General features: G+C 53.6%; 17 protein-coding genes and 1 tRNA gene. 12 read left to right on the forward strand and 6 right to left on the reverse strand.

The genetic code is table 11. From position 1 onward, the window contains the following. Positions 1 to 67 precede the first annotated feature (67 nt). Both RHH81_RS06625 and RHH81_RS06630 read left to right on the forward strand, forming a co-directional pair. The gene (locus tag RHH81_RS06625; protein ID WP_206199492.1) at positions 68 to 850 is read left to right on the forward strand and encodes an ABC transporter permease; all 783 of its coding nucleotides are present in this window, start codon (positions 68 to 70) and stop codon (positions 848 to 850) included. Positions 851 to 917: 67 nt separating this feature from the next. Beyond that, positions 918 to 989, forward strand: a tRNA-Thr gene (locus RHH81_RS06630). A 45-nt stretch (positions 990 to 1,034) separates the two neighbouring features. Here RHH81_RS06630 and RHH81_RS06635 read toward each other — a convergent pair. After that, the gene (locus tag RHH81_RS06635) at positions 1,035 to 1,790 is read right to left on the reverse strand and encodes a sulfite exporter TauE/SafE family protein (protein WP_206199493.1); all 756 of its coding nucleotides are present in this window, start codon (positions 1,788 to 1,790) and stop codon (positions 1,035 to 1,037) included. A 19-nt stretch (positions 1,791 to 1,809) separates the two neighbouring features. After that, on the reverse strand, positions 1,810 to 3,171 hold the full coding sequence (gene trxB / locus RHH81_RS06640; RefSeq protein WP_310742793.1) for a thioredoxin-disulfide reductase: 1,362 nt from the start codon (positions 3,169 to 3,171) through the stop codon (positions 1,810 to 1,812). A 113-nt stretch (positions 3,172 to 3,284) separates the two neighbouring features. On the opposite strand from trxB, the gene smc reads away from it, so the two are divergent. Beyond that, on the forward strand, positions 3,285 to 6,791 hold the full coding sequence (smc, locus tag RHH81_RS06645; protein WP_310743545.1) for a chromosome segregation protein SMC: 3,507 nt from the start codon (positions 3,285 to 3,287) through the stop codon (positions 6,789 to 6,791). Between the two features lie 121 nt (positions 6,792 to 6,912). Next, positions 6,913 to 7,539, forward strand: coding sequence for a DUF3747 domain-containing protein (locus RHH81_RS06650; RefSeq protein ID WP_206199496.1), 627 nt, complete (start codon positions 6,913 to 6,915; stop codon positions 7,537 to 7,539). Positions 7,540 to 7,541: 2 nt separating this feature from the next. Here the strand turns inward: RHH81_RS06650 and smpB are convergent, their stop codons facing one another. Beyond that, entirely contained in the window at positions 7,542 to 8,000 is a 459-nt protein-coding gene (smpB, locus tag RHH81_RS06655) for an SsrA-binding protein SmpB (protein ID WP_206199497.1), read from the reverse strand. Between the two features lie 103 nt (positions 8,001 to 8,103). Between smpB and RHH81_RS06660 the strand changes: the two genes are divergently transcribed. Further along, the gene (locus RHH81_RS06660; protein WP_206199498.1) at positions 8,104 to 8,730 is read left to right on the forward strand and encodes a bifunctional 4-hydroxy-2-oxoglutarate aldolase/2-dehydro-3-deoxy-phosphogluconate aldolase; all 627 of its coding nucleotides are present in this window, start codon (positions 8,104 to 8,106) and stop codon (positions 8,728 to 8,730) included. Here the strand turns inward: RHH81_RS06660 and RHH81_RS06665 are convergent. Further along, positions 8,675 to 9,373 carry a DUF1997 domain-containing protein gene (locus RHH81_RS06665; protein ID WP_206199499.1) on the reverse strand — a complete coding sequence of 233 codons (699 nt, stop codon included), beginning with the start codon at positions 9,371 to 9,373 and terminating at the stop codon, positions 8,675 to 8,677. The two genes, RHH81_RS06660 and RHH81_RS06665, sit on opposite strands and share 56 nt — an antisense overlap. A gap of 160 nt (positions 9,374 to 9,533) precedes the next feature. On the opposite strand from RHH81_RS06665, the gene RHH81_RS06670 reads away from it, so the two are divergent. The 4 genes from RHH81_RS06670 (at position 9,534) to RHH81_RS06685 (ending at position 14,620) form a co-directional block, all read left to right on the forward strand. After that, positions 9,534 to 11,606: a glycosyltransferase gene (locus RHH81_RS06670; RefSeq protein ID WP_310742794.1), complete on the forward strand. Its 2,073-nt coding sequence runs from the start codon at positions 9,534 to 9,536 to the stop codon at positions 11,604 to 11,606. 251 nt (positions 11,607 to 11,857) lie between these two features. Beyond that, entirely contained in the window at positions 11,858 to 13,078 is a 1,221-nt protein-coding gene (locus tag RHH81_RS06675; RefSeq protein WP_310742795.1) for a CHAT domain-containing protein, read from the forward strand. Positions 13,079 to 13,179: 101 nt separating this feature from the next. Beyond that, positions 13,180 to 13,866: a photosystem II repair protein Psb32 gene (psb32, locus tag RHH81_RS06680; protein WP_206199501.1), complete on the forward strand. Its 687-nt coding sequence runs from the start codon at positions 13,180 to 13,182 to the stop codon at positions 13,864 to 13,866. Between the two features lie 19 nt (positions 13,867 to 13,885). Beyond that, positions 13,886 to 14,620, forward strand: a complete 735-nt coding sequence (locus RHH81_RS06685) for a 2-phosphosulfolactate phosphatase family protein (protein ID WP_149818073.1) — start codon at positions 13,886 to 13,888, stop codon at positions 14,618 to 14,620. Here the strand turns inward: RHH81_RS06685 and RHH81_RS06690 are convergent. Next, a complete protein-coding gene (locus tag RHH81_RS06690) occupies positions 14,610 to 15,488 on the reverse strand; it encodes a 4-hydroxybenzoate solanesyltransferase (protein ID WP_286668923.1) in 879 nt (292 codons plus the stop codon). The two genes, RHH81_RS06685 and RHH81_RS06690, sit on opposite strands and share 11 nt — an antisense overlap. Before the next feature lie 156 nt (positions 15,489 to 15,644). Here RHH81_RS06690 and corA point away from each other — a divergent pair, with 156 nt between their 5' ends. The 3 genes from corA (at position 15,645) to RHH81_RS06705 (ending at position 19,035) form a co-directional block, all read left to right on the forward strand. After that, on the forward strand, positions 15,645 to 16,835 hold the full coding sequence (gene corA / locus RHH81_RS06695; protein ID WP_206199502.1) for a magnesium/cobalt transporter CorA: 1,191 nt from the start codon (positions 15,645 to 15,647) through the stop codon (positions 16,833 to 16,835). A 220-nt stretch (positions 16,836 to 17,055) separates the two neighbouring features. Further along, positions 17,056 to 17,958, forward strand: a complete 903-nt coding sequence (locus RHH81_RS06700; protein ID WP_206199503.1) for a Tic22 family protein — start codon at positions 17,056 to 17,058, stop codon at positions 17,956 to 17,958. A 9-nt stretch (positions 17,959 to 17,967) separates the two neighbouring features. After that, a complete protein-coding gene (locus tag RHH81_RS06705; RefSeq protein WP_310742796.1) occupies positions 17,968 to 19,035 on the forward strand; it encodes an esterase-like activity of phytase family protein in 1,068 nt (355 codons plus the stop codon). On the opposite strand, the gene RHH81_RS06710 is transcribed toward RHH81_RS06705, so the two are convergent. Continuing rightward, positions 19,032 to 20,099 (reverse strand): phosphotransacetylase family protein, encoded by a 1,068-nt coding sequence (locus RHH81_RS06710; protein WP_310438334.1) that lies wholly within the window; start codon positions 20,097 to 20,099, stop codon positions 19,032 to 19,034. The two genes, RHH81_RS06705 and RHH81_RS06710, sit on opposite strands and share 4 nt — an antisense overlap. Between the last annotated feature and the right edge of the window lie 37 nt (positions 20,100 to 20,136).

Genomic DNA, 20,136 nt, shown 5'->3' on the forward strand with positions numbered 1-20,136 from the left:
CCGAGGCTATCGAAAAAGCAAAATTGGGTATTCTTTGAGAGGAGAGTAAATTCAAGGGGTACCAGACATGTTGCCGTTAACGGTGAGTCGCCTCTGGACAATTAGCCGTAATGTTTTCAATGAAACCCTGCGGGAGCGGGTTCTTTACGTCACTGCTGTTTTTGCCATTGGCCTCGCCTTGGCGGTTGTGATTTTGGGACAGGTGTCAGCAGGCACCCAAGACAAAATTAGCCTTGATGTGGGGATGGCAGGAATTTCCCTCTTTGGCTTGCTGATTGCTGCCTTTGTCGGGGGTGGTCTGCTCAATAAAGAGATAGAAAAGCGCACGATCTTAGTGATGTTGGCGAAACCCATCAGTCGCGCGGAATTTATTATTGGCAAACATTTGGGTCTATCGGCGGTTCTGCTGGTACTGGTAGCACTGATGACGCTGATTCTGTTTATTCTGATGAGCTTGAATCAGTTTGCCTATCCCGCAGGACCTTTGATGGTGACCTCTTTCTACATTGCGCTGCAACTCGCCCTCTTGACGGCAGCCGCTTTGCTCTTTGGCAGTTTCACCAGTTCCCTGATTGCCACGCTGTTAACGGTGGCACTGTACTTTATGGGGCACTTTAGTCAAAACTTGGTGATCCTCAGCCAAAAGATGGAGAGTGATGCCGTACGGCAACTGATGCAGTTTCTCTATCTGATCTTTCCCGATTTATCCCGCTTGGATTTTAAGAATACAGCGGTCTATGGCATGCTGCCCTCTGTACCAGAACTCGTGGCCAATGCCTTCTATGGCGTGATTTATACGGTAGCACTGCTGGCGATCGCCACTTGGATTTTCTCCCGTCGTAATTTTTAAGAAAAACCCACCGCCCCGCTGTGCAATTGCTCCCCCAATGGGCTATGATAAAGCTCTGGGAATTTTTGCCCGTGTAGCTCAGTGGTAGAGCACACCCTTGGTAAGGGTGAGGTCACGAGTTCAATCCTCGTCACGGGCTTTGTTGGGCAAATCTCATGGAAGTTGCCATCGCGAGTGGGGGCATTTATCGCTGTCGCTGCCAGTAAATGAGTGCCAGTACGACGGCCAAAAGAACCACTGTACGGCGTAACAGCAGCGGGTTAACCGCACGGGCAAATTTACCCCCCAAAAGTCCGCCAACAATGGCAGCGATCGCCATCCCCAAGGCAACGGGCCACACCACCTCCCCCGATACAACAAAAAATGCGGCAGCGGCAACATTGATTCCAAAGGCCAAAATGTGCTTCAAGCCATTGAGGCGCGTCAAGCTTTCCCCGAGAACAATGCCCAGCACGGCGAGTAGAATCACACTCACCCCCGCGCCAAAATAGCCGCCATAGACCGCCGCTAAAAACACAAGGGGAATAGCTCCCACTTCAGATACGGCTGGCGCACTGATTCGCCGCAGTAACCAAGCCCGCACCTGCTCCTGAATCCCCAAGAGGACGGCGGCCAAAAGCAGCAAATAGGGAATCAAGGCATTAAAGAGTGCCTCGTTGGTGTGCAACAGTAACATTGCCCCTGTGATGCCCCCGGCCACCGCACTGGGAAAGAGCCAACCAAGGCGCCGTTGCTGACCCTTCAGATCCTGCCGTTGCGCCACTGTCGCCCCCAAATAACCGGGTACCAAAGCCACCGTGCTGGTGAGATTGGCAACCACTGGCGGCAAGCCGATCGCCACCAAGGCCGGGAAACTAATCAGTGTTCCCCCACCGGCAATGGCATTGACAAAGCCCGCCGCCAGACCTGCAACGGTCAGCAGTCCGATCCCGCTGATCATGCCCCTGACTAGCTAGAGCCTAAGCAAGGTAGCGTTGGATGGTCTCGCGGTACTGACTCTTGGGTTTCATCCCCACGATCACTTCTAGGAGTTCTTTGTTTTTGAAGAGTTGAATCGTGGGTGTACTGGTAACCCCTGCTTGCTCGGCGATCGCGCTATCTTCAGTAATGTCAATTTCAATCAGCTGCACCCTGCCATCGAACTCCTCGACTAGGCGATCCAAAATCGGCTTGAGGGTGTGGCACGGGCCACAGGTGGGCGAGACATATTTCACCAGCAGCAGGCGATCGCTCTCGTGGAAAAGCTTGCGCAAGGCATAGCTACCCCGATGCTTAATGGCATTGGGATCAAACGCCTGTTCTGGAGATGTCGTAGGCTTCGCCGTTTCTGCGGGTTTGGTCTCGGTTTCCGTTTGGTGGAACTCCTGAATTAGCCCCCGCGCCGAGAGCCAGCGTTCGGCATCAAGGGCGGCCATACAGCCACTGCCTGCCGCTGTTACTGCTTGGCGGTATTCATGGTCTTGAACATCCCCTGCGGCAAAGACCCCTGCCACATTCGTTTGTGTCCCGTGGTGGGTGACGATATAGCCCACACTATCCAATTCCAGAAAATCTTTGAAGAGTTGGGTGTTGGGGGTATGACCAATGGCGTAGAATAGGCCGCGCACCGGCAGGACGGATTCTTCCCCTGTGGCTTTATTGATAATCCGCAGACCCGTCATTAAATTGCCATCGCCAAGGATTTCCCGTGCTTCAGTTTGCCAGTGAACCGTAATTTTAGGATTGGCAAACACGCGATCCTGCATCGCCTTACTAGCGCGCATTTTGTCACTACGCACAAGAAGATGGACGTGGGAGCCATATTTAGTGAGATAGACTGCTTCCTCCGCTGCACTATCACCGCCGCCAATCACCGCCAACTCGACATCCTTGAAAATCGGCGTTGCCCCATCACAAATGGCACAGGCGGAGACCCCCTTAGTCCAATACTGCTCTTCGCCGGGGAGATGGAGTCGTTTGGCCGTGGCACCCGTACAGATAATGACGCTGTGGGCATAGACCTGCCGCTCTGCTGAGCTAATGAGAAAGGGGCGTTGACTAAAATCCACCTGAATCACATCTTCAGTGACCATTTCTGTGCCCCAGCGCTCTGCTTGCGCCTTCATCCGTGCCATCAGTTGCGGCCCTTGAATGCCTTCCGGAAAGCCGGGAAAGTTTTCCACTTCGGTGGTGGTCATGAGTTGTCCCCCCGGCAGCCCCCCAATTTGATAGCCTTCAAACATAAAGGGCTTGAGGTTGGCGCGAGCGGCATAGATGGCTGCTGTGTAGCCCGCAGGGCCAGAACCAATAATGACAACGTTTTCAATCCGTGGCGGTGTCATGGCTAAAACAAACTCGAAACGACTATGAGTTATTTGATTTTAGCTTGATTTTCCGTGGCAAACAAGGGAAGCATCTTTGGGCATAATGAAACGGTTAGGCACGCTCCTTGGCTGTGTATATCAAGCAGTTAGAACTCACGAATTTTAAGTCCTTTGGCGGCACAACCGTGATTCCGCTGCTGCCGGGGTTTACGGTCATTTCAGGCCCCAATGGCTCAGGGAAGTCGAACCTCTTGGATGCGTTGCTGTTTGCCCTTGGCCTTGCGGGGTCTAAGGGGATGCGGGCAGAACGATTGCCAGATTTGGTGAACCATAGCCAAACGCGGCGTGGCCATAGTGTGGTCGAAACGCGAGTCACGGTGACCTTTGCACTAGATGCTGAAACGGAATGGCGCGTGACGCGGCGACTGCGGGTAACCAAGCAGGGCACCTATACCTCGACCTACGCGGTGAATGATCAACCCTGCACGCTGAATGAACTGCACGACCAGTTGCAGGCATTTTGTATTTATCCCCAAGGGTATAACGTGGTCTTGCAGGGGGACGTCACCAGTATCATTTCTATGAATGCCAAGGCACGGCGGGAAATTATTGACGAATTGGCGGGGGTGGCGGATTTTGACCGCAAGATTGCCCAAGCTCGCGAAAAATTAGATACAGTCAAGGAGCGCGAAGAACGCTTTCGCATTGTTGAGCAGGAATTGATTCAACAGCGCGATCGCCTGCAACGGGATCGCCTGCAAGCGGAAAAATATCAAGCCCTACGGCTAGAACTGCAAGAGCGAGAGCAATGGCTGTTGGTGCGCCAATGGCAAGCCCAGGAAGCGCAAAAGGTGCAACTACAAACACAGATTCAGACGCTACAAAAAGAACAAGCCCAACGCCAAGAGCAACTGCAACAAAAGGCACGGGAGATGGCAGCGGCAACGGTTACGCTAGAACAACTCAATCAACAGGTGAAAGCCCTCGGCGAAGAAACGTACCTCCGCCTGCAAGCAGCGTTGGCGGATCTCCACGCCCAACAGCGGCAGTGTCAACGCCAGCAAACAGCCTACCAACAGCAGCAGGCACAGTTGGCAGAACAACTCCAGCAACGGCAAGCCCAGTACCACAGTCAACGGTTGCAGCAACAGCAACTTACTCAAGAGTTAGAACAGCAACAGGGCGATCGCCCCCCCTTAGTGACAGCGGTTGCCACCAGCCAAGCCACCCTCGACGCCCTACGGCAGCAAGCTCAGGAGTTGAATACGGCAGCCCAAGCTTGGTTTCAGGAGCACAGTCGGCGACGGCAGCGGATTGATGCCCTGATCCACGAACTGGAACCGAGTCGCAGTGAACTCTCTCGCCTTCAGGAGCGATCGCAACAATTGCGGCAACGGCAGGGGGAATTGCACCAAGCGGCCACCAGTTTAGAAGCTCAACAATTGGAATTGCAAGACGCGCTCACAAAAGCTGCAGCAGCAGTCCAACAAGAGGAGCAGCAACTACAAAACCTCGCCCAACAACTGGCCACAGCGCAGCAACAATTGAGCTTAACAGAAGAAACCTATCAACGCCTTGAGCGAGAACAGCGCCAAAAGCAGCGAGAACTGGATCAACTGGAAGCACAGCAACAGGCGGTTCAGGAAAGCCAAGGGAGTTTTGCGGCGCGGCTCATTTTAAGTGCTGATCTCCCCGGCGTGTTTGGGCTGGTGGCACAGCTCGGTCAAGTGGAACCCCGCTATCAACTGGCCTTGGAAATTGCGGCCGGGGCACGCCTAGGCAATATCGTTGTGGCGGATGACAGTGTGGCGGCAGCAGCGATCGCCATCCTGAAGCGGGAACGGGCTGGTAGAGCGACATTTTTGCCCCTGAACAAGATGGCACGTCCCAAGACCCTACCCCTTATCTCCTTGGCAGGCTGTATTGACTATGCCTTGAATCTTGTGACCTTTGAGCCGCAATATGCCCCCATTTTTGCCTACGTGTTTGGCAGTACCCTGGTCTTTGAGAGCCTTGAGGCGGCGCGACCCTACCTAGGGCAATATCGGATGGTCACCCTAGAGGGAGACTTGCTAGAACCCTCAGGGGCAATGACCGGGGGTAGCTATAGTCGCACAAATACCCTCCGTTTTGGTCAGGGGGCCACCCCCCAAGAATCGGCAGAAGTCCAACAGGTGCGCGATCGCCTTGGGGAACTGGAACGCCTGTTAGATCGCCTCATTCAAGAGCGCACGCAAAAACAGGGGAGAGTGAATGAGCTGAGCCAAGCCCTGAGTGACGCCCGCCAAAGCCATCGCGATCGCCAGCGGCAATGGGAGCAACTTCAGCAGCAACAGCAGCACCTCAACCGCCAGCAAGCAGACTTAGCGCGCCAACAGCAGCACCTTAGCCAAGAGTTAACCGCCGCAGAGACTGAACTCGCGCACCTAGAGGCTCGTCTTCCTGAACTCGAAGCAGAACTCGCCGCCGAACGCCTTGCCCTCAATGCCCTTGAAGCCAATCCCAGCCATCAGCAGTGGCAGCAGCTTCAGGAACAGCTTCAGGCACAGGAAAAAATTCACGCCGACCATGTGGCCGCCCTGCAAGCGGTGGATCAAGCCTTGGGCGATCGCCACCGTCAACTCGAGCAACTAGCACGAGACCTAAAACAAACAGAACAGGAAATTCAGCGACTGCACCAAGCCCAACAGGAGACGCTTTGTCAGCAGCAAGCCCTCGATCAGATGCTTGGGGACTTAGCGACGCAAACTCAAAGCACGCAAACTGCCTTGAGGGAATTGGACGCCCGCCTTGGCCACCTCAAGGGCGATCGCGATCGCCAAGACTACCAACTACGACAGCAGCAAAAGGACTACCAACAACTGGAATGGCAATACCAAAAAGCCAGCGACACCCTCACCACGCTGCAAGCCCAACTTCAGGAATTCAGCACCATCGAGGCACCCCCTTTACCCCAGCCATGGCCGGAAGTGCCCGCCAATCTCTCCCTCAGCGACATTCAACAGCAGTGCCAAGCCCTCGAAAAACAGCTGCGTGCCATGGAACCCGTCAATATGTTGGCGATTCAGGAATTTGAGGAAACACAAGGGCGGCTTAATGAGCTACAGGAGAAGCTCGCCGTTCTAGAAGCGGAGCGCACGGAGATCCTACTGCGGATTGAGAACTTCACCACCCTGCGTCAGCAGTCCTTCCGTGAAGCTTTTGATGCCGTCAATGCCAACTTCCAAACCATTTTTGCCACCCTCTCCGAGGGTGATGGCTATCTGCAACTGGAAAGTCCTGAGGATCCCTTTGCCGGGGGTCTGAATCTGGTGGCACATCCCAAGGGGAAACCCGTACAACGCTTGGCCTCAATGTCGGGGGGAGAAAAATCCCTCACGGCCCTCAGTTTTATCTTTGCCCTACAACGCTATCGCCCTTCCCCCTTCTATGCCTTTGATGAGGTGGATATGTTTCTCGATGGTGCCAATGTTGAGCGCCTTGCCAAAATGATTCAGCAGCAGAGCCAAGAGGCACAGTTTATTGTTGTCAGTCTGCGGCGACCAATGATTGAAGCGGCTCAGCGCACGATTGGCGTCACCCAAGCGCGGGGTCAACATACCCAAGTGATTGGCCTCGATTTGACCGCTCACCATTGATGCCTAACGGTGGCTGAAAAATAATTCCTAGATTTTCGATAGTTGATCGGCGTGGATCGTAGAGGAACAGTAGAATCCATTTAACTGTCAAAACCTCGAAGTTCTGCTGAGGAGTGTCCCTATGAAATACTGGCAAAAATTTGGCCTGAGCTTACTGACGGTGGCCTGTTTGGGAACAATTGCCCCTCGACCTGCCCAAGCCAATATGTTTACACAAACGGAAGTGGATCAAAGCCGCTATGTGGTGATGGCTGTGCCCCTTGCCCGCGGTGGCTATCGCCTCTTAGTGGTGGAGCAAATTAAGGATACTCGTCCCTGCTGGAGTGAGTCGGGCAGCAACCCCGTGGTGATTGACCCACTGTTGACGACGTTTGACTTTACGGGCATTTGTGGGCGGGCTACGGATAGCAATGGCTACTCGATTCGGGTGGCGCAACAGGATTTAGGGTTGCAGTATGGTCTGCGCATTGAACAGGGGGATGGCGAGTTACTCCTTGTTGGCAGTAGCAATCGCGGTGGCCCGCGTATGGTCATTGGCCGCACCCACGGTATGCAGGAAGGGCAATTTCTCAAGTTTCATCTGGAACCCACTTGGCGGCTAACGCGGCGCACCTATGAGGGGCAAGTGCTGGGTCATGTGTATTTCACCAATGACTCTTGGGAAGCAGCAACCGGGAGTATCCCTGCCCCTGCAACGCCCATCGGCACGGAAACCAACATTGATCCCATACCCACTCCCCAAAGCTAGGTTTACCGCTGCTTCATTGCCCGCTCCATCTCCCGTTTATCTTGGCGCTGCTTGAGGTCTTGGCGTTTGTCGTGGAGCTTCTTACCACGGGCTAGCCCTAGGGAAACCTTGACCCGCCCATTTTTTAGGTAAAGCTTCAGGGGCACAAGGGTTAGCCCCTTTTGTTCCACCTTGCCCACTAGCTTGCGAATTTCCTGTTTGTGGAGAAGGAGCTTGCGATCGCGCAGGGGGTCATGGTTGTAGGATTGGTTAGTGCTCTCATGGGGCGAAATGTGCACATTCATCAACCAAACTTCACCATTGCGGATGCGGGCAAAGCCATCCCGTAAATTCACCTTGCCAGCCCGAATGGATTTGACCTCAGTGCCAAGTAACACGAGACCACATTCATAGGTTTCCAGAATTTCGTATTGGAAGCGCGCTTGGCGATTTTCACTCAGGACTTTAACGCTATCACCCATTTGAGACTCACAAGGGTATTGCCAATATACCGTAGTTTAGGGGTAGGCGGAGTTTTCATCTTATCACTGCCCTCCCACCCCCCTGCTCAATGGTTATGACGCTATGCCCAAGCCGCAGCAGTTAGCGTTTTTGCAAGGCCTGCCTTTGATTGCAGTGGTGCGTGCTGCTCATCCTACTGCAGCGATCGCCCGCGCTCAAGTCTGTATCCAAGCGGGCTTCACCTGCCTAGAGGTGACTTGGACAACCCCCGATGCTGCTGGCGTCTTGCAACAACTCCGTCAAGACGCTCCCCACTGCACCATTGGCGCTGCGAGCCTGCAAAACCCAGAAATGGTTAAAGGAGCGATCGCTGCTGGCGCACAATTTTTAGTGACCCCCCATACAGCCCTAGAGGTGGTGCCCCTCGCAAAGGCGGCCAATTGTCCTCTGATTTTGGGGGCATTAACGCCAACGGAAATTCTCCACGCTTGGCAAGCCGGGGCAACGGCAGTGAAGGTTTTTCCAGTGATGGCGGTGGGGGGGGCGAGCTATTTACGCGCCTTGCGACCCTTGTTTGGCGAGATTCCCCTCATTCCCTGTGGCGGTATTGGTTGGGGGGATGTGGTACCCCTCTGGAAAGCAGGGGCGATCGCCATTGGTATGGGCAGTCAACTGGGTACGGATGTCACAATGCTCAAGCAGCAGGTGGCTCAGGCTCGTCAGGCGTATCAGGCACTGGCGCAGGGGTAAGGGTGCGCACCCGCTCAGCATGGAACCGTTTGCGGCGCCAGCGTTTGCCCAAATCGAGGCCAATGGTTTTGTGGAAATCATCCTGCACCTTTGCCGTGAGGCGGTAGGACACTTGGCGGACAATTTGAGCCAAGACACGATTGCCTGTCCCTTGAATCAGGCCATGGGGCAAACGGTAGATAAACCGCGGAAAGTACATTTCCACCCGCAAATCCAGTTCCCAATTGACCCGCGTGTAATCAATGACATTCAGCGCCAACAGGTCGCTATCCGTCTCAGGGGTGGCTCGCATCGGTACCAAGGCCATGGCCGCTTGAAAATTCACCTCATAGTTCAAAAACGGCTGTTCGGGCACAGGAATTGTTTCAATGCGATAGACCCCCTGCTCTTGGGGCAGTAGGTGCAGTCCAATTTTGGGTTCCACTTCATAGCCATGGGAACCATAGCGGCCAATGGTGAGAATGTAGCCATGCTTGCCCACAGGTTCTGTTTTCATGGGATGGGCGCAGCGGTGAAACCATTCTTGGTGATTGTTCAAATAGGTCTCGTAGCGTTGAACGGGCGCATAGACTTCCATCCAGCCTTGGAATTGGTTGTGAAAAATAAAGGGGGGTAGCTTTGTCCCCTCTTGGGCATCGGTCATAGTATTAGATCAGCATTAGATCAGCATTTGGTGATTTTGATCCTGACATACGGCTGGGGGCGATCGATCGCTACTGCGGGGAACCTTGGAAATATTGTCCCTGTCCAATGGTTGGTTTACATTTCGTTACATTACTATTCAGTTGCTTGAGGCTCCAGCGATGCCCCCTGTCCCTCCTTGGCTCGCCATTGAACACTTGGACAAGCCGTGGATTTTTTGGCCATTGTGCTTGATCGTGCTTCTCAGCAGTATTGTTTTGCGCTGGGGGAAAGTGCAGCAGCAGTGGGCGCGGGTCATTGCCGTTGGCAGTTTAATGGCCGTGATGCTGCATTATCTGCTGTGGCGATCGCTGGCTACCCTCAATCTACGCACTCCCCTAGAGGCCACCTTTAGCCTACTCCTACTGGCGATTGAAGGTTTTATGATGGCGGGCTATGGCCTGCAACTCTACCTCCTCTTGCACATTAAAAACCGTCGCCCTGAAGCCGATGCTGCTGCCCTTGCGGTCAAAAGTGGCCACTATCAGCCTTGGGTGGATATTTTTATTCCGACCTACAATGAACCCCTGACGATTTTGCGACGCACGATTGTTGGCTGCCAAGCCCTCGACTATCCCCACAAACGTATCTATGTTCTTGACGATACCCGTCGCCCTGCCCTACGGGAATTGGCCTGTGAACTGGGCTGTGAGTACCTCAGCCGTCCAGACAATCGCCATGCCAAAGCGGGCAACCTGAACCATGCCCTTACGCAGACCAAGGGTGAACTGATTGCGGTCTTTGATGCTGACTTTGTTCCCACTCGAAATTTTCTCACCCGCACTGTGGGCTTTTTCCAGACCGCTGATATTGGCCTTGTCCAAACCTACCAGAGCTTTTACAATCCCGATCCCATTGCCCGTAACCTTGGCCTCGAGGATCACCTACCCCAAGAGGTGGAAATCTTCTCCCGTCATTATCAAGTCCTGCGGGATGGCATTGAAACAGCGCTGTGCTACGGCAGTTCCTTTGTGGTGCGGCGATCGGCCCTCGAGGCCATTGGCGGCTTTGTTACTGAATCCCTCAGCGAGGACTACTACACAGGAATTCAATTGGCGGCAGCAGGTCATCGGTTGATTTACCTGAATGAAAGTCTCAGTGCAGGCTTGTGTGCAGAGGACATGACGGCGCATATTCGTCAACGTCAACGCTGGGCACGGGGCACCCTCCAAGGATTATTCATTGTGGCAAGTCCACTGCGGGTACCCAATCTCACTGGGCTTCAGCGCCTTGCCCACCTAGAGGGGATCACGCAATGGTTTCACAGTCCCATGCGTTTGCTGTTGCTGCTGTTGCCCTTGATTGCCGCCTTTTGGGGTGTCGTCCCCCTTGAAACCACCCTGCGGCAGTGGCTTTACTATTTTGTGCCCTACTACTGGCTGCTGTTGAGTACATTCCGCTGGCTCAATGGTCAAAGTCGCTCTGCCTTGGTATCTGATATTTATGCGGTTCTTCAATGTGTGCCGTTGACATTGACAGTGATTGACACGTTGTTGCGTCCCTTTGGTCGCGGCTTTTGGGTGACTCCCAAGGGGAGTTATCGCGATCGCTACCATTTTCAGTGGCACCTAGCGACACCGCTCCTCGTGCTTTTTCTTCTCTCTGTGGCGGCTGCTGTATTAAATTGGCAGGCATTACACACCAAGGGGCTACTATTGGCTTGGGTCTGGAACCTCTACAATCTGGTAATTCTCGCCCTTGCCCTCTACAGCCTCATCGAACGCCCCCGCCCCGATCCCTATGATTGGCTCAATGTCCAGCAAACCGTTGAACTCCATCTCGCTTGGGATCAAACCACTGCCCTGTGGGGCACGACAATTCGCCTTTCTGAAGGGGGGGCGATCGTGCATCTGCATCAACCCCTCCCCCCCTCCGCAATGGGTGTACCCCTCACCTGTCGGCTTTTGGAGGCAGGCATTGACCTCAGCGGCCAAGTTGTTGATATGCCCAATCCAACGACCCTAGAGATTTACTTTGACCCCCTGACCTTGGCTCAATACCGCCAATTGGTCACCTTACTTTTTTGTGAACCCAACCGTTGGCAATGGCAAAAAGCCCCCAGTGAATTACAAACCCTGTGGCTGCTTCTGCACACTCTCATCTCGCCTCCCCTGAGTCGTCACTGGATGCGGATCACCCGCCCTAGTCAGGCAAAAGCGTGGCATCGAGCCTATAGCTATGCCAAGGAAAAATGATTTTTGCCAGCTCTTTGTAACATTAAGCTTATAGGTCTTAAACGAGGGGACTATCCATCCAAAAGCCGTCCACAAATTGCCTAGTTGCTCCATCGCAACGAGTCCACCATTACTCGCTGGCTCAATGTCTATCGTCCAGTGTTGAATTCTGCATTGGCAGTCACTGTCTCTCCTCTGAAAAAACACTTGAATGGTGCATTGGCTAAGATATAGCTTGGCTAGAGCGACAACACTTTCTTGGAACACTAAAGATGCACCGATACCTCCTCCGAATCTGTATTGCTCTGGTGTTGGTGCTGTCTCTTCAGTCCATTGCTCAAAGTGCCTTACCCGCTGGTGCAGGGGAATTTCTCACAGGTCGCGAGGCCACTTGGCAACGGGAATATGAAGTTTATTTTCAAAATCAATTTACTAGTCGGCGACTCAATCCCTCTGCCATTCAGCGCATTCTCAGGCAAATGTCCAAGCGTACGGGTCGGCGCACAGCTCTTTTGCACTTGGTACCAACGGCCAACGAGATTAAGCTCTTAGTTACCTCTCTACAGGGAGAGCCACTGTTGCTGACTGTGCCAGCGGTGTCGCAAGCTGATCTGATGGCTACGGTTCAAGACTTTCGCCGCTCAGTGGCGGATCCACGCCAACAGTTTTTATCTGCCTCCTTTGGCAGTAGTGAGCAGCTTTATGACTGGTTAATTGCGCCCTTAGAAGCCAAACTCAGGGCTGATCGGATTGACACCTTGCTCATTTGTGTTGGAGCAGGCCTGCGATCGCTCCCTTGGGCGGCTCTCCGAGACCGCAGTACCGGTCAATTTCTGATAGAAAAGTACGGTGTTGCCTTAATTCCAGCGTTTAACCTGATCAAAACTGACTATGCTCCCCTCAAAAATGCCACGGTCTTGGCAATGGGGGCTTCAGAATTCGATCGCCTCAGTCCACTGCCGGCAGTCCCCCAAGAATTAAGTGCCATCCAACAACTCTGGGGCGGATCCACCTTCCTCAATCGTGACTTTACTGTTGCCAACCTAACGCAACAACGGCAGCAGGGTAACTATTCCATCGTTCATCTGGCTACCCATGCCTTGTTTCGCCCCGGGCAAGCCCAAGAGTCCTTTATTCAACTGTGGGGCAGTGAAACAGTCACGCTGCAAAACCTCCCCCAACTTAATCTAGAGCAACCCCCTCTCGAACTGCTGGTTTTGAGTGCCTGTCAAACCGCTCTGGGAGACGATCGCGCGGAGTTAGGCTTTGCGGGTCTTGCCCTTCAATCGGGTGCCAAAAGTGCCGTCGCTAGCCTCTGGCAAGTGAGTGATGCGGGTACCCTAGAACTCATGGAACACTTCTATAGCCATCTGCACCACACTGCTAGTAAAGTTGCTGCTCTGCAAAAGGCTCAATTACACCTTCTGAGATATTCAAGATTCCAAGCACCTTATTTTTGGGCAGGCTTTACACTCGTGGGCGCTCCTTGGTAAAGCAATTTTCTGGCCATCGTTTTAAGATTTGTTAGAAGAAAATTTATTTTTGCAAGCAACATCTGAGAAAATTGCATTGAGAGATACAGGATTAAGCACAGATGCATTGGCAAGTGGCTTGGAAAAACGGCATTCGCTATCTTTTGCTGGCACTACTCGCTAGTACGTTGTGGGTCACCCCCGTCTGGGCAACCAGCGCGATCGATATCCCTTTGCCGGAAACAGCGGCCGGGGTCGTTGATGAAGGTAATGTGCTTAGTGTCGTCACCCAAGGCAGTGTCGGGCGATCGCTCCAAGACCTCTCCGAGGCAGCGGGCATCAATGTTCATGTAGTTACACTGCACCGCCTCGACTATGGTGAAACCCCCCAGAGCTTTGTGGATGACCTCTTTAACCAGTGGTTTCCCGATCCTGAGTCCCAAGCCAATCAGGTGATCATTGCCCTCGATACCGTTACCAATGGCACAGCGATTCACTATGGCGAGGCCGTGGCCGAACGCTTGAATCCTGAAACTGCCGAAAGTATTGTCCAAGAAACGATGCGGGTGCCCCTACGGGATGGCAACTACAATCAATCAGTCCTTGACACCGTCGATCGTCTTGCGAAAGTCCTCAAAGGCGAACCGGATCCAGGCCCGCCCGTAGTACGCGAAGTGGTTGTCGAGAAAACCTACAAGAGCAAAGAGGAAACCGACGATCGCTCCGCCACAATTATCGTCGTTGCCCTGCTAATCGCCGCTACAGTGATCCCAATGGTGACATACTTTATGTATCAAGGATCATCGTAGCCAAGCTCCCCTTCCATTTATGAAAATCTATACCTACCACACACCAGAGCGTGTACCAGCCGACTGGCAACCCGACTGTGCCATTGCTGTTGATGTCCTGCGGGCAACCACTACGATCGCCACTGCTCTTGCGGCTGGGGCAGAAGCCGTTCAAGTCTTTAGTGATCTAGCAGAGCTAGAACAAGTGAGTCAGCAGTGGCCGGCAGCCAAGCGGATTCGCGTTGGTGAACGGGGTGGGAAAAAAGTTGCTGGCTTTGACATGGGCAACTCTCCTGCTGAATGCTTGCCAGAGCGGGTAAAAGGATGTCGCCTCTTTATGAGCACCACCAATGGCACCCGTTCCCTTGAGCGAATTCAAGCCAGTCCCCTCGTTCTTGCCGCCGCCCTTGTCAACCGTGCTGCCGTTGCCGAGTTTGTCCAAAAACATCAACCGGAAACCATCTGGATTGTTGGTTCGGGCTGGGAAGGTAGCTATTCCCTCGAAGATACCGTCTGTGCTGGCGCGCTGATTCATCACCTCTGGGGTCAGCAGGATGCCCCCCTCGAAGCCCTTGCGGGTAATGACGAAACTATTGCTGCCACTGCTTTGTACCGCTACTACCAAGATGATCTATTGACCCTCTTTCACCATTCCAGCCACGGGCAGCGCCTGCTCAACCTTGGCAATGAAGCCGATCTCAAATATTGTGCCCAAGTGGATATTCTGGCCATTGTGCCGTGGCAGGTTTCCCCCAAGCTCTTGACTAAGGCCTAGGGCACCACATCCCCACCCAGAGCAAAAAGCCCAACCAGACATTTTCATTGAAGTAACGACCATAGGTCTGAATGGGGAGCGTTGTGGTTTGGGTGTCACGGCGTTCGTGGGTATAAATTTGTAGAGATTGCCGCAGCCAAAAGTAGGTGGTCACGGCCAAGGCCAGCCAAAATCGCCAAGTGAGTCCCGCACTCCAGCCAACAATGATCAGGAACACCACCGTCAGCCCATAAAATAGCGCGATCGCCAAGGGCGCATAGGCACCGAAAAATAAGGCACTGGAATTTACCCCCAGTCGGCGATCGTCGGGGCGATCGGGCATGGCATACACCGTATCAAAGGCCAATGTCCACATCACCACTGCCGCCCACAACCACGCGGTGGTCAAGGTTAAGCGTCCCTGTACCGCTGCCCAAGGAATGAGGACAGCAAACCCCCAAGCCACTGCCAAAACGAGTTGCGGAATGGGAAAGACTCGCTTCGCCAAGGGATAGAGCAGAATCACCGGCACTGCGGCCACCGCCAGCCAATACCCCAAGGGAGTGAGGTAAAACGTCAATCCCCAAGCACAGAGGAAGGCAATCACCATCAAGCCCAAGGCCACACTGAGGGAAAGGCGGCGACTGGCTAGGGGGCGGTTTTGAGTCCGCTGCACATGGGGGTCAATATTGCGGTCCCAGCAGTCATTGACAATGCAGCCCGCCGCACTGGTGGCGATCGCCCCCACCGTGATAATCAGCAGCAACTGCAACGACGGCAAGCCCTCACTCGCCAAAGTTAAGGACCACAGCGCCGGAATGAGGAGAATCAAACGACCCGCAGGCTTATGCCACCGCAACAGTTGGGCAATGGCCACCCAAGTTGGCACTGAGGTTCTCGAAACTTGAGAATTCACCACACCGCTCCCACCGTGAATGCCACTACACTTAAAAATCTTAACTTTTCAGGCGATTTTGGGACGTTGCCGCCCCATTTGCCCTAGGTTTCTAGTTAGCCCGTTTGCACTCTGTCGATTTCCCCTTTTATGGCCAGAAAACCCTTTCACTTTTTCCGTAGTGCTGCCCCGCCAGACCCCACACCCCCCGCCGAGGAAGAAGATAACTATCTCGAAGATTACTTCTTTGATGAACCCGGCGCCATGCCCGGTACCCTCAGTATTGAGGCCGATGCGCCACCGCCGACAATTATTCTCATTGACTATCAGCCGGATCAGGCCAGCCGTCGCGTTTTAGAAACGCCGGAAGAATGTGGCCCCTACCTCAGCAGTCCCTCCGTCAGTTGGATAGATGTTCAAGGGATTGGCGATGAAGACGTGATGCGGCGACTTGGCCAAGTTTTTCACCTGCACCCCATTGTCCTTGAAGATATTGTCAATGTCCCCCAGCGCCCCAAAGTTGAGGATCATGACGATTACCTTGTGCTGATTACCCGCATGGTCACCCCCAAGGAAAATGAACACGGCTTTTATACTGAACAAGTGAGCTTTGTCTTGGGGCCGCATTTCTTGCTCACAGTACAAGAAGAACCCGAACGGGATTGTTTTGACATGGTTCGGCAGCGGATTCGCACCAGTCGCGGCATCATTCGTCGCTATGGCCCGGATTATTTAGCCTATGCCCTTTTGGATGCCATTATTGATGGCTTTTACCCGGTTCTAGAAGACTACGGCGAGCGCATTGAGGAATTAGAAGATGCCGTAGTTACCCGTCCTAGTCGCGCCATTCTCGAAGAAGTCCACCAAGTGCGCCGCGAATTACTGGCGCTGCGCCGTGCCATTTGGCCACAACGGGATGCCATCAATGCCATGATTCGCGATCCCAGCCCCCTTCTCTCCGAGGAAGTGCGCATCTACCTACGAGATTGCTATGACCATGCCATTCAAGTGCTAGATATGGTGGAAACCTACCGTGAACTGGCGGCCAGTTTGATGGATGTGTATCTTTCTTCCGTTGGCAATAAAATGAACGAAATTATGAAAATTCTGACGATCATTTCGACCATTTTCATACCGCTGACCTTTATTGTCGGTATCTATGGCATGAACTTTGATCCCGATACCTCCCCTTGGAATATGCCTGAACTGGAGTGGTATTGGGGCTATCCAGCCTGCTGGGCGGTCATGCTTACCGTGGCGGGCAGTTTATTTTTCTTTTTCTGGCGCAAGGGCTGGTTCCAAAGCAGCACCAGTATAGGCTCCCTAGATACTGAACGCTAGTTCCCCATCGACTTTAGAAACTTGCCCCTTGTCCCTTGCGTCAAATTGGCTTAGGGTGGGAAAGCAAAGGGAGTACTTCATATGTAAAAATACTCACTTGTTACGTGCATAAGTTTTGGTGTGAGTTAGGTACTACAGGGCGATCGCCCCTCTCTCCACACGTGAAGAATGGGATTGGGAGAGTTAACCGACTGCAATCAAGCATGAATTAGGAGACTGTATGAAAAGATTGGCACACTTGGGTGTTTTGGCAGGGTTAGTGAGTAGCCTATGGCTAGCACCCGCCATCAGCCGCTATGACATTGCCACTGCCTTGCCCGAAGAACAAGTGTTGCGCATCCTCAACAATGTGCCCATTTTTATGATCACCAATGATAAGGGGGAACCGCTGACCTTTGAGATGCCCAATCCCCAAGATCAAAGCAAGAAAATTCAAGTTTTTACCTTCTTTGTCAATCAGCAGGATGCCCAAACTGCCCTGAACACCATTAAAACCCAGCAACCGGATGTGGGTCGCGTGGCGCGGGTCTCGGCAGCCGCTCTCAGTGGGGCGGTGAAAATTGCCCTCGAAAGCCAAAAAAATCCTGCCATTGGTGTGGACATTATCCCCTCCAGACCACAACTGGAAGCAGCGGTGAATCTGCTCAAACAAAGTGGCGATCTAGTGGAACGCGATGGCAAAATTCTCACCAAGGATGGTAGGCCGTTCATGGGCGGTACCCCCCTCTTTTTCCTAGCAGATAGCAAAACAGGCAACCCCATTGCCATTGAAGCCCAAATGCGCGAAAACGGCCAGACCCGCACCCAGCGGTTTATTCCCTTTTACTTTGATAAAACCCAACTCCAACGGGAAGTGGATCAAGCCCGCCAGCAGCGTCCTGAACTGGCCAAGGATACCGGGATTCGCGTCGTCATGCTGGATAATTTGGTGGCAACCATGTTGAGCACCAACGATCCTGTGGCGGGTCAAATTCAACTGGTACAAACCCCTGAGGCGATTCAGTTTGCCGTGCAACAGAGCGGTGGCAATAATGCCCAGCGACCCAATCAAGCGAATCAACCCGCGTCTCCCCAGCGCCCAAATCAACAGGGGGGCGGTCAAGGCACAAACCGCAACCGCTAAGACACACCCATGCCCTGGCGACACCTGCTAACGGCAATTCTGCTCCTTGGCTTCCTGTGGGGATGTGCCCTGCCTCAAGTGCGAGCAGAGGAGCGCCTGTTTCTGAATGTCGGGGTGGAATTTCGTGGCGAAGTGCAATTAGCTGTTGGCAGCCAGTGGCAGAATACCGAGGTGGGGGGGCTGTCGGGTTTGATCTACGATCCGCGTCAACAGCAGTTCTATGCCATTAGTGACGATCGCCAGCAACCTCGGTTTTACACCCTCGAAATCACTCCCGAAACCATTACCCCCAAGGACGTAACCTTTCTCCAGCAGCCTAATGGTGAGGTGTATCCGCCCAACACTGCCGACACTGAGGGGATTGCGCTGACGCCTGAGGGGCACCTTGTAATTAGCAGTGAAGGGGTAACGGCCACGGCTAGCCCCCCTTGGATCAAAGAGTTTGAGCGCGCGAATGGACGAACCATTGCAGCTCTCCCTATGCCCAAGTACTATCTCGCCAATGGTCAGCAGGGCATTCGCAATAATCTTGGTTTTGAGGCACTGACGCTTTCGCCGGCGGGCGATCGCCTGTTTGTCGGCGTTGAATCGGCCCTTGCCCAAGATGTCCGCCCCAATATCCCCATTTACTGCCGCCTGCTCCATTACCTGCGGGGGGATGTTGCCCCTGTGTTGGTGGCGGAGCATCTCTATCCCTTGGAACCCTCAGAGGCCGTGTTTAATGGCCTCGTGGAGCTACTTGCCCTTGACAATGGTGGCCATTTTCTGAGCTTGGAGCGCACCTATAGTCCGGGAGCAGGGCATGGCATCAAGCTCTTTGAAGTATCCCTAGCGGGGGCGACAGATACCCTTGGCATGGCCACGTTACCGGTTGATCTGCGCACTCTCCGCCCTGTGCAGAAACGGCTGATTTTGGATTTCAAGACGCTGGGGATTCCCTTGACCAATTTGGAGGGGATGAGCTTGGGTCCCCCCTTGGCCGATGGGGCGCGATCGCTCTACATCATTGGCGACAACAACTTTGATGGCAAGACGCCGACCCAAGTCCTGATTTTTGCCTTAACCTTCCAGCGCTAGGCCTCAACGGTCAAGAGTCCCAGTTGTGCTAACAGGCGATCGCCCTCCACATGCTCCTGCATCATTTGTTCGACGCATTTGACTTTAGCGATTTCATGGAGGCGCACCTGACCAAAGGCACGATCCACAATTTCCACGGCTGTTAGGGTGTCTAAGTCCACCGAGAGAATGGGAATTTCCAACTCTTCGGCACGGGCAAGAATCGCAGGGGAAGGCGGCAAATGCCCCGTGAGGATCAGACAGTGGGTGGAGGTCTCCAAGGCCGCCCATTGAATATCGGTGCGATCGCCCCCGGTAATCACCGCCATATTGTTTGCTTTACGGAAATACTTCAAGGCAGCACTGACGTTCATTGCCCCAATGGTGAGTTCTTCTACCAGCAAATCCAAGCGATCCGGGCGGCACAACACTTCCGCATTTAACTGGCGTACCAATTCCCTGACACTGACACTGCGCAGCAGCTGACTGCGGGGCAACATCCCAAAAACGGGGATCTGATGGGTCTCCAGATAGTGGCGAATGGCAGGCAAGGGTTGGGCCTCGGGTTGGGGAATATCGTTGATGATCACCCCCAATAGGCGATCGCCCAATTCCGACTTGGCGAGGAGGAGCGATTCCACCACCAAGGGGGACTCGTAGCGCACCACCAGTAAAATGGGTGCATCCAACACCGCTGCCATCTGAGCTAACCCCAAATCAAACAGCCGCCCCTCGGCTAATGTGGCTGGCCCTTCGAGAAGCACCAAGTCTTCACTATTGATAGTGTGATAGGCTGCTAGGGCTTGGCGATAATCCTGCTGATCTGTGCCCATCAGCCGTGCCTTGATCACTTCTGGCGTCAGCGTGAGCAATGTGGGTCGCACATTCTCTAGGTTGAGGGTTTGCTGTAAAAAACTGACATCGGCTTCAGTGTCTTCACTCTCGGTAGCGGGTTGGTAGGTGCCCAAGGGCTTACCATAGGCAATGCGCAGATGGCGATCGCGACAGAGCTTGGCCAAGCCTAAAACCGTTGCCGACTTACCGCTATAGGGCACAATGGAACCAATTAATAAATGCTTCGCCACCGTTTAGTTACTCCTCCCACAACCCCAACCCTGAACA

It is taken from the genome of Thermosynechococcus sp. PKX95 (genome assembly GCF_031583295.1).
Classification (GTDB): domain Bacteria; phylum Cyanobacteriota; class Cyanobacteriia; order Thermosynechococcales; family Thermosynechococcaceae; genus Thermosynechococcus.

Coding starts and splice junctions, on each gene's coding strand:
- RHH81_RS06625 (WP_206199492.1), top strand. CDS start 68: ATGTTGCCGTTAACGGTGAGTCGCCTCTGGACAATTAGCCGTAATGTT.
- RHH81_RS06635 (WP_206199493.1), bottom strand. CDS start 1,790: ATGATCAGCGGGATCGGACTGCTGACCGTTGCAGGTCTGGCGGCGGGC.
- trxB (WP_310742793.1), bottom strand. CDS start 3,171: ATGACACCGCCACGGATTGAAAACGTTGTCATTATTGGTTCTGGCCCT.
- RHH81_RS06650 (WP_206199496.1), top strand. CDS start 6,913: ATGAAATACTGGCAAAAATTTGGCCTGAGCTTACTGACGGTGGCCTGT.
- smpB (WP_206199497.1), bottom strand. CDS start 8,000: ATGGGTGATAGCGTTAAAGTCCTGAGTGAAAATCGCCAAGCGCGCTTC.
- RHH81_RS06660 (WP_206199498.1), top strand. CDS start 8,104: ATGCCCAAGCCGCAGCAGTTAGCGTTTTTGCAAGGCCTGCCTTTGATT.
- RHH81_RS06665 (WP_206199499.1), bottom strand. CDS start 9,373: ATGACCGATGCCCAAGAGGGGACAAAGCTACCCCCCTTTATTTTTCAC.
- RHH81_RS06670 (WP_310742794.1), top strand. CDS start 9,534: ATGCCCCCTGTCCCTCCTTGGCTCGCCATTGAACACTTGGACAAGCCG.
- RHH81_RS06675 (WP_310742795.1), top strand. CDS start 11,858: ATGCACCGATACCTCCTCCGAATCTGTATTGCTCTGGTGTTGGTGCTG.
- psb32 (WP_206199501.1), top strand. CDS start 13,180: ATGCATTGGCAAGTGGCTTGGAAAAACGGCATTCGCTATCTTTTGCTG.
- RHH81_RS06685 (WP_149818073.1), top strand. CDS start 13,886: ATGAAAATCTATACCTACCACACACCAGAGCGTGTACCAGCCGACTGG.
- corA (WP_206199502.1), top strand. CDS start 15,645: ATGGCCAGAAAACCCTTTCACTTTTTCCGTAGTGCTGCCCCGCCAGAC.
- RHH81_RS06700 (WP_206199503.1), top strand. CDS start 17,056: ATGAAAAGATTGGCACACTTGGGTGTTTTGGCAGGGTTAGTGAGTAGC.
- RHH81_RS06705 (WP_310742796.1), top strand. CDS start 17,968: ATGCCCTGGCGACACCTGCTAACGGCAATTCTGCTCCTTGGCTTCCTG.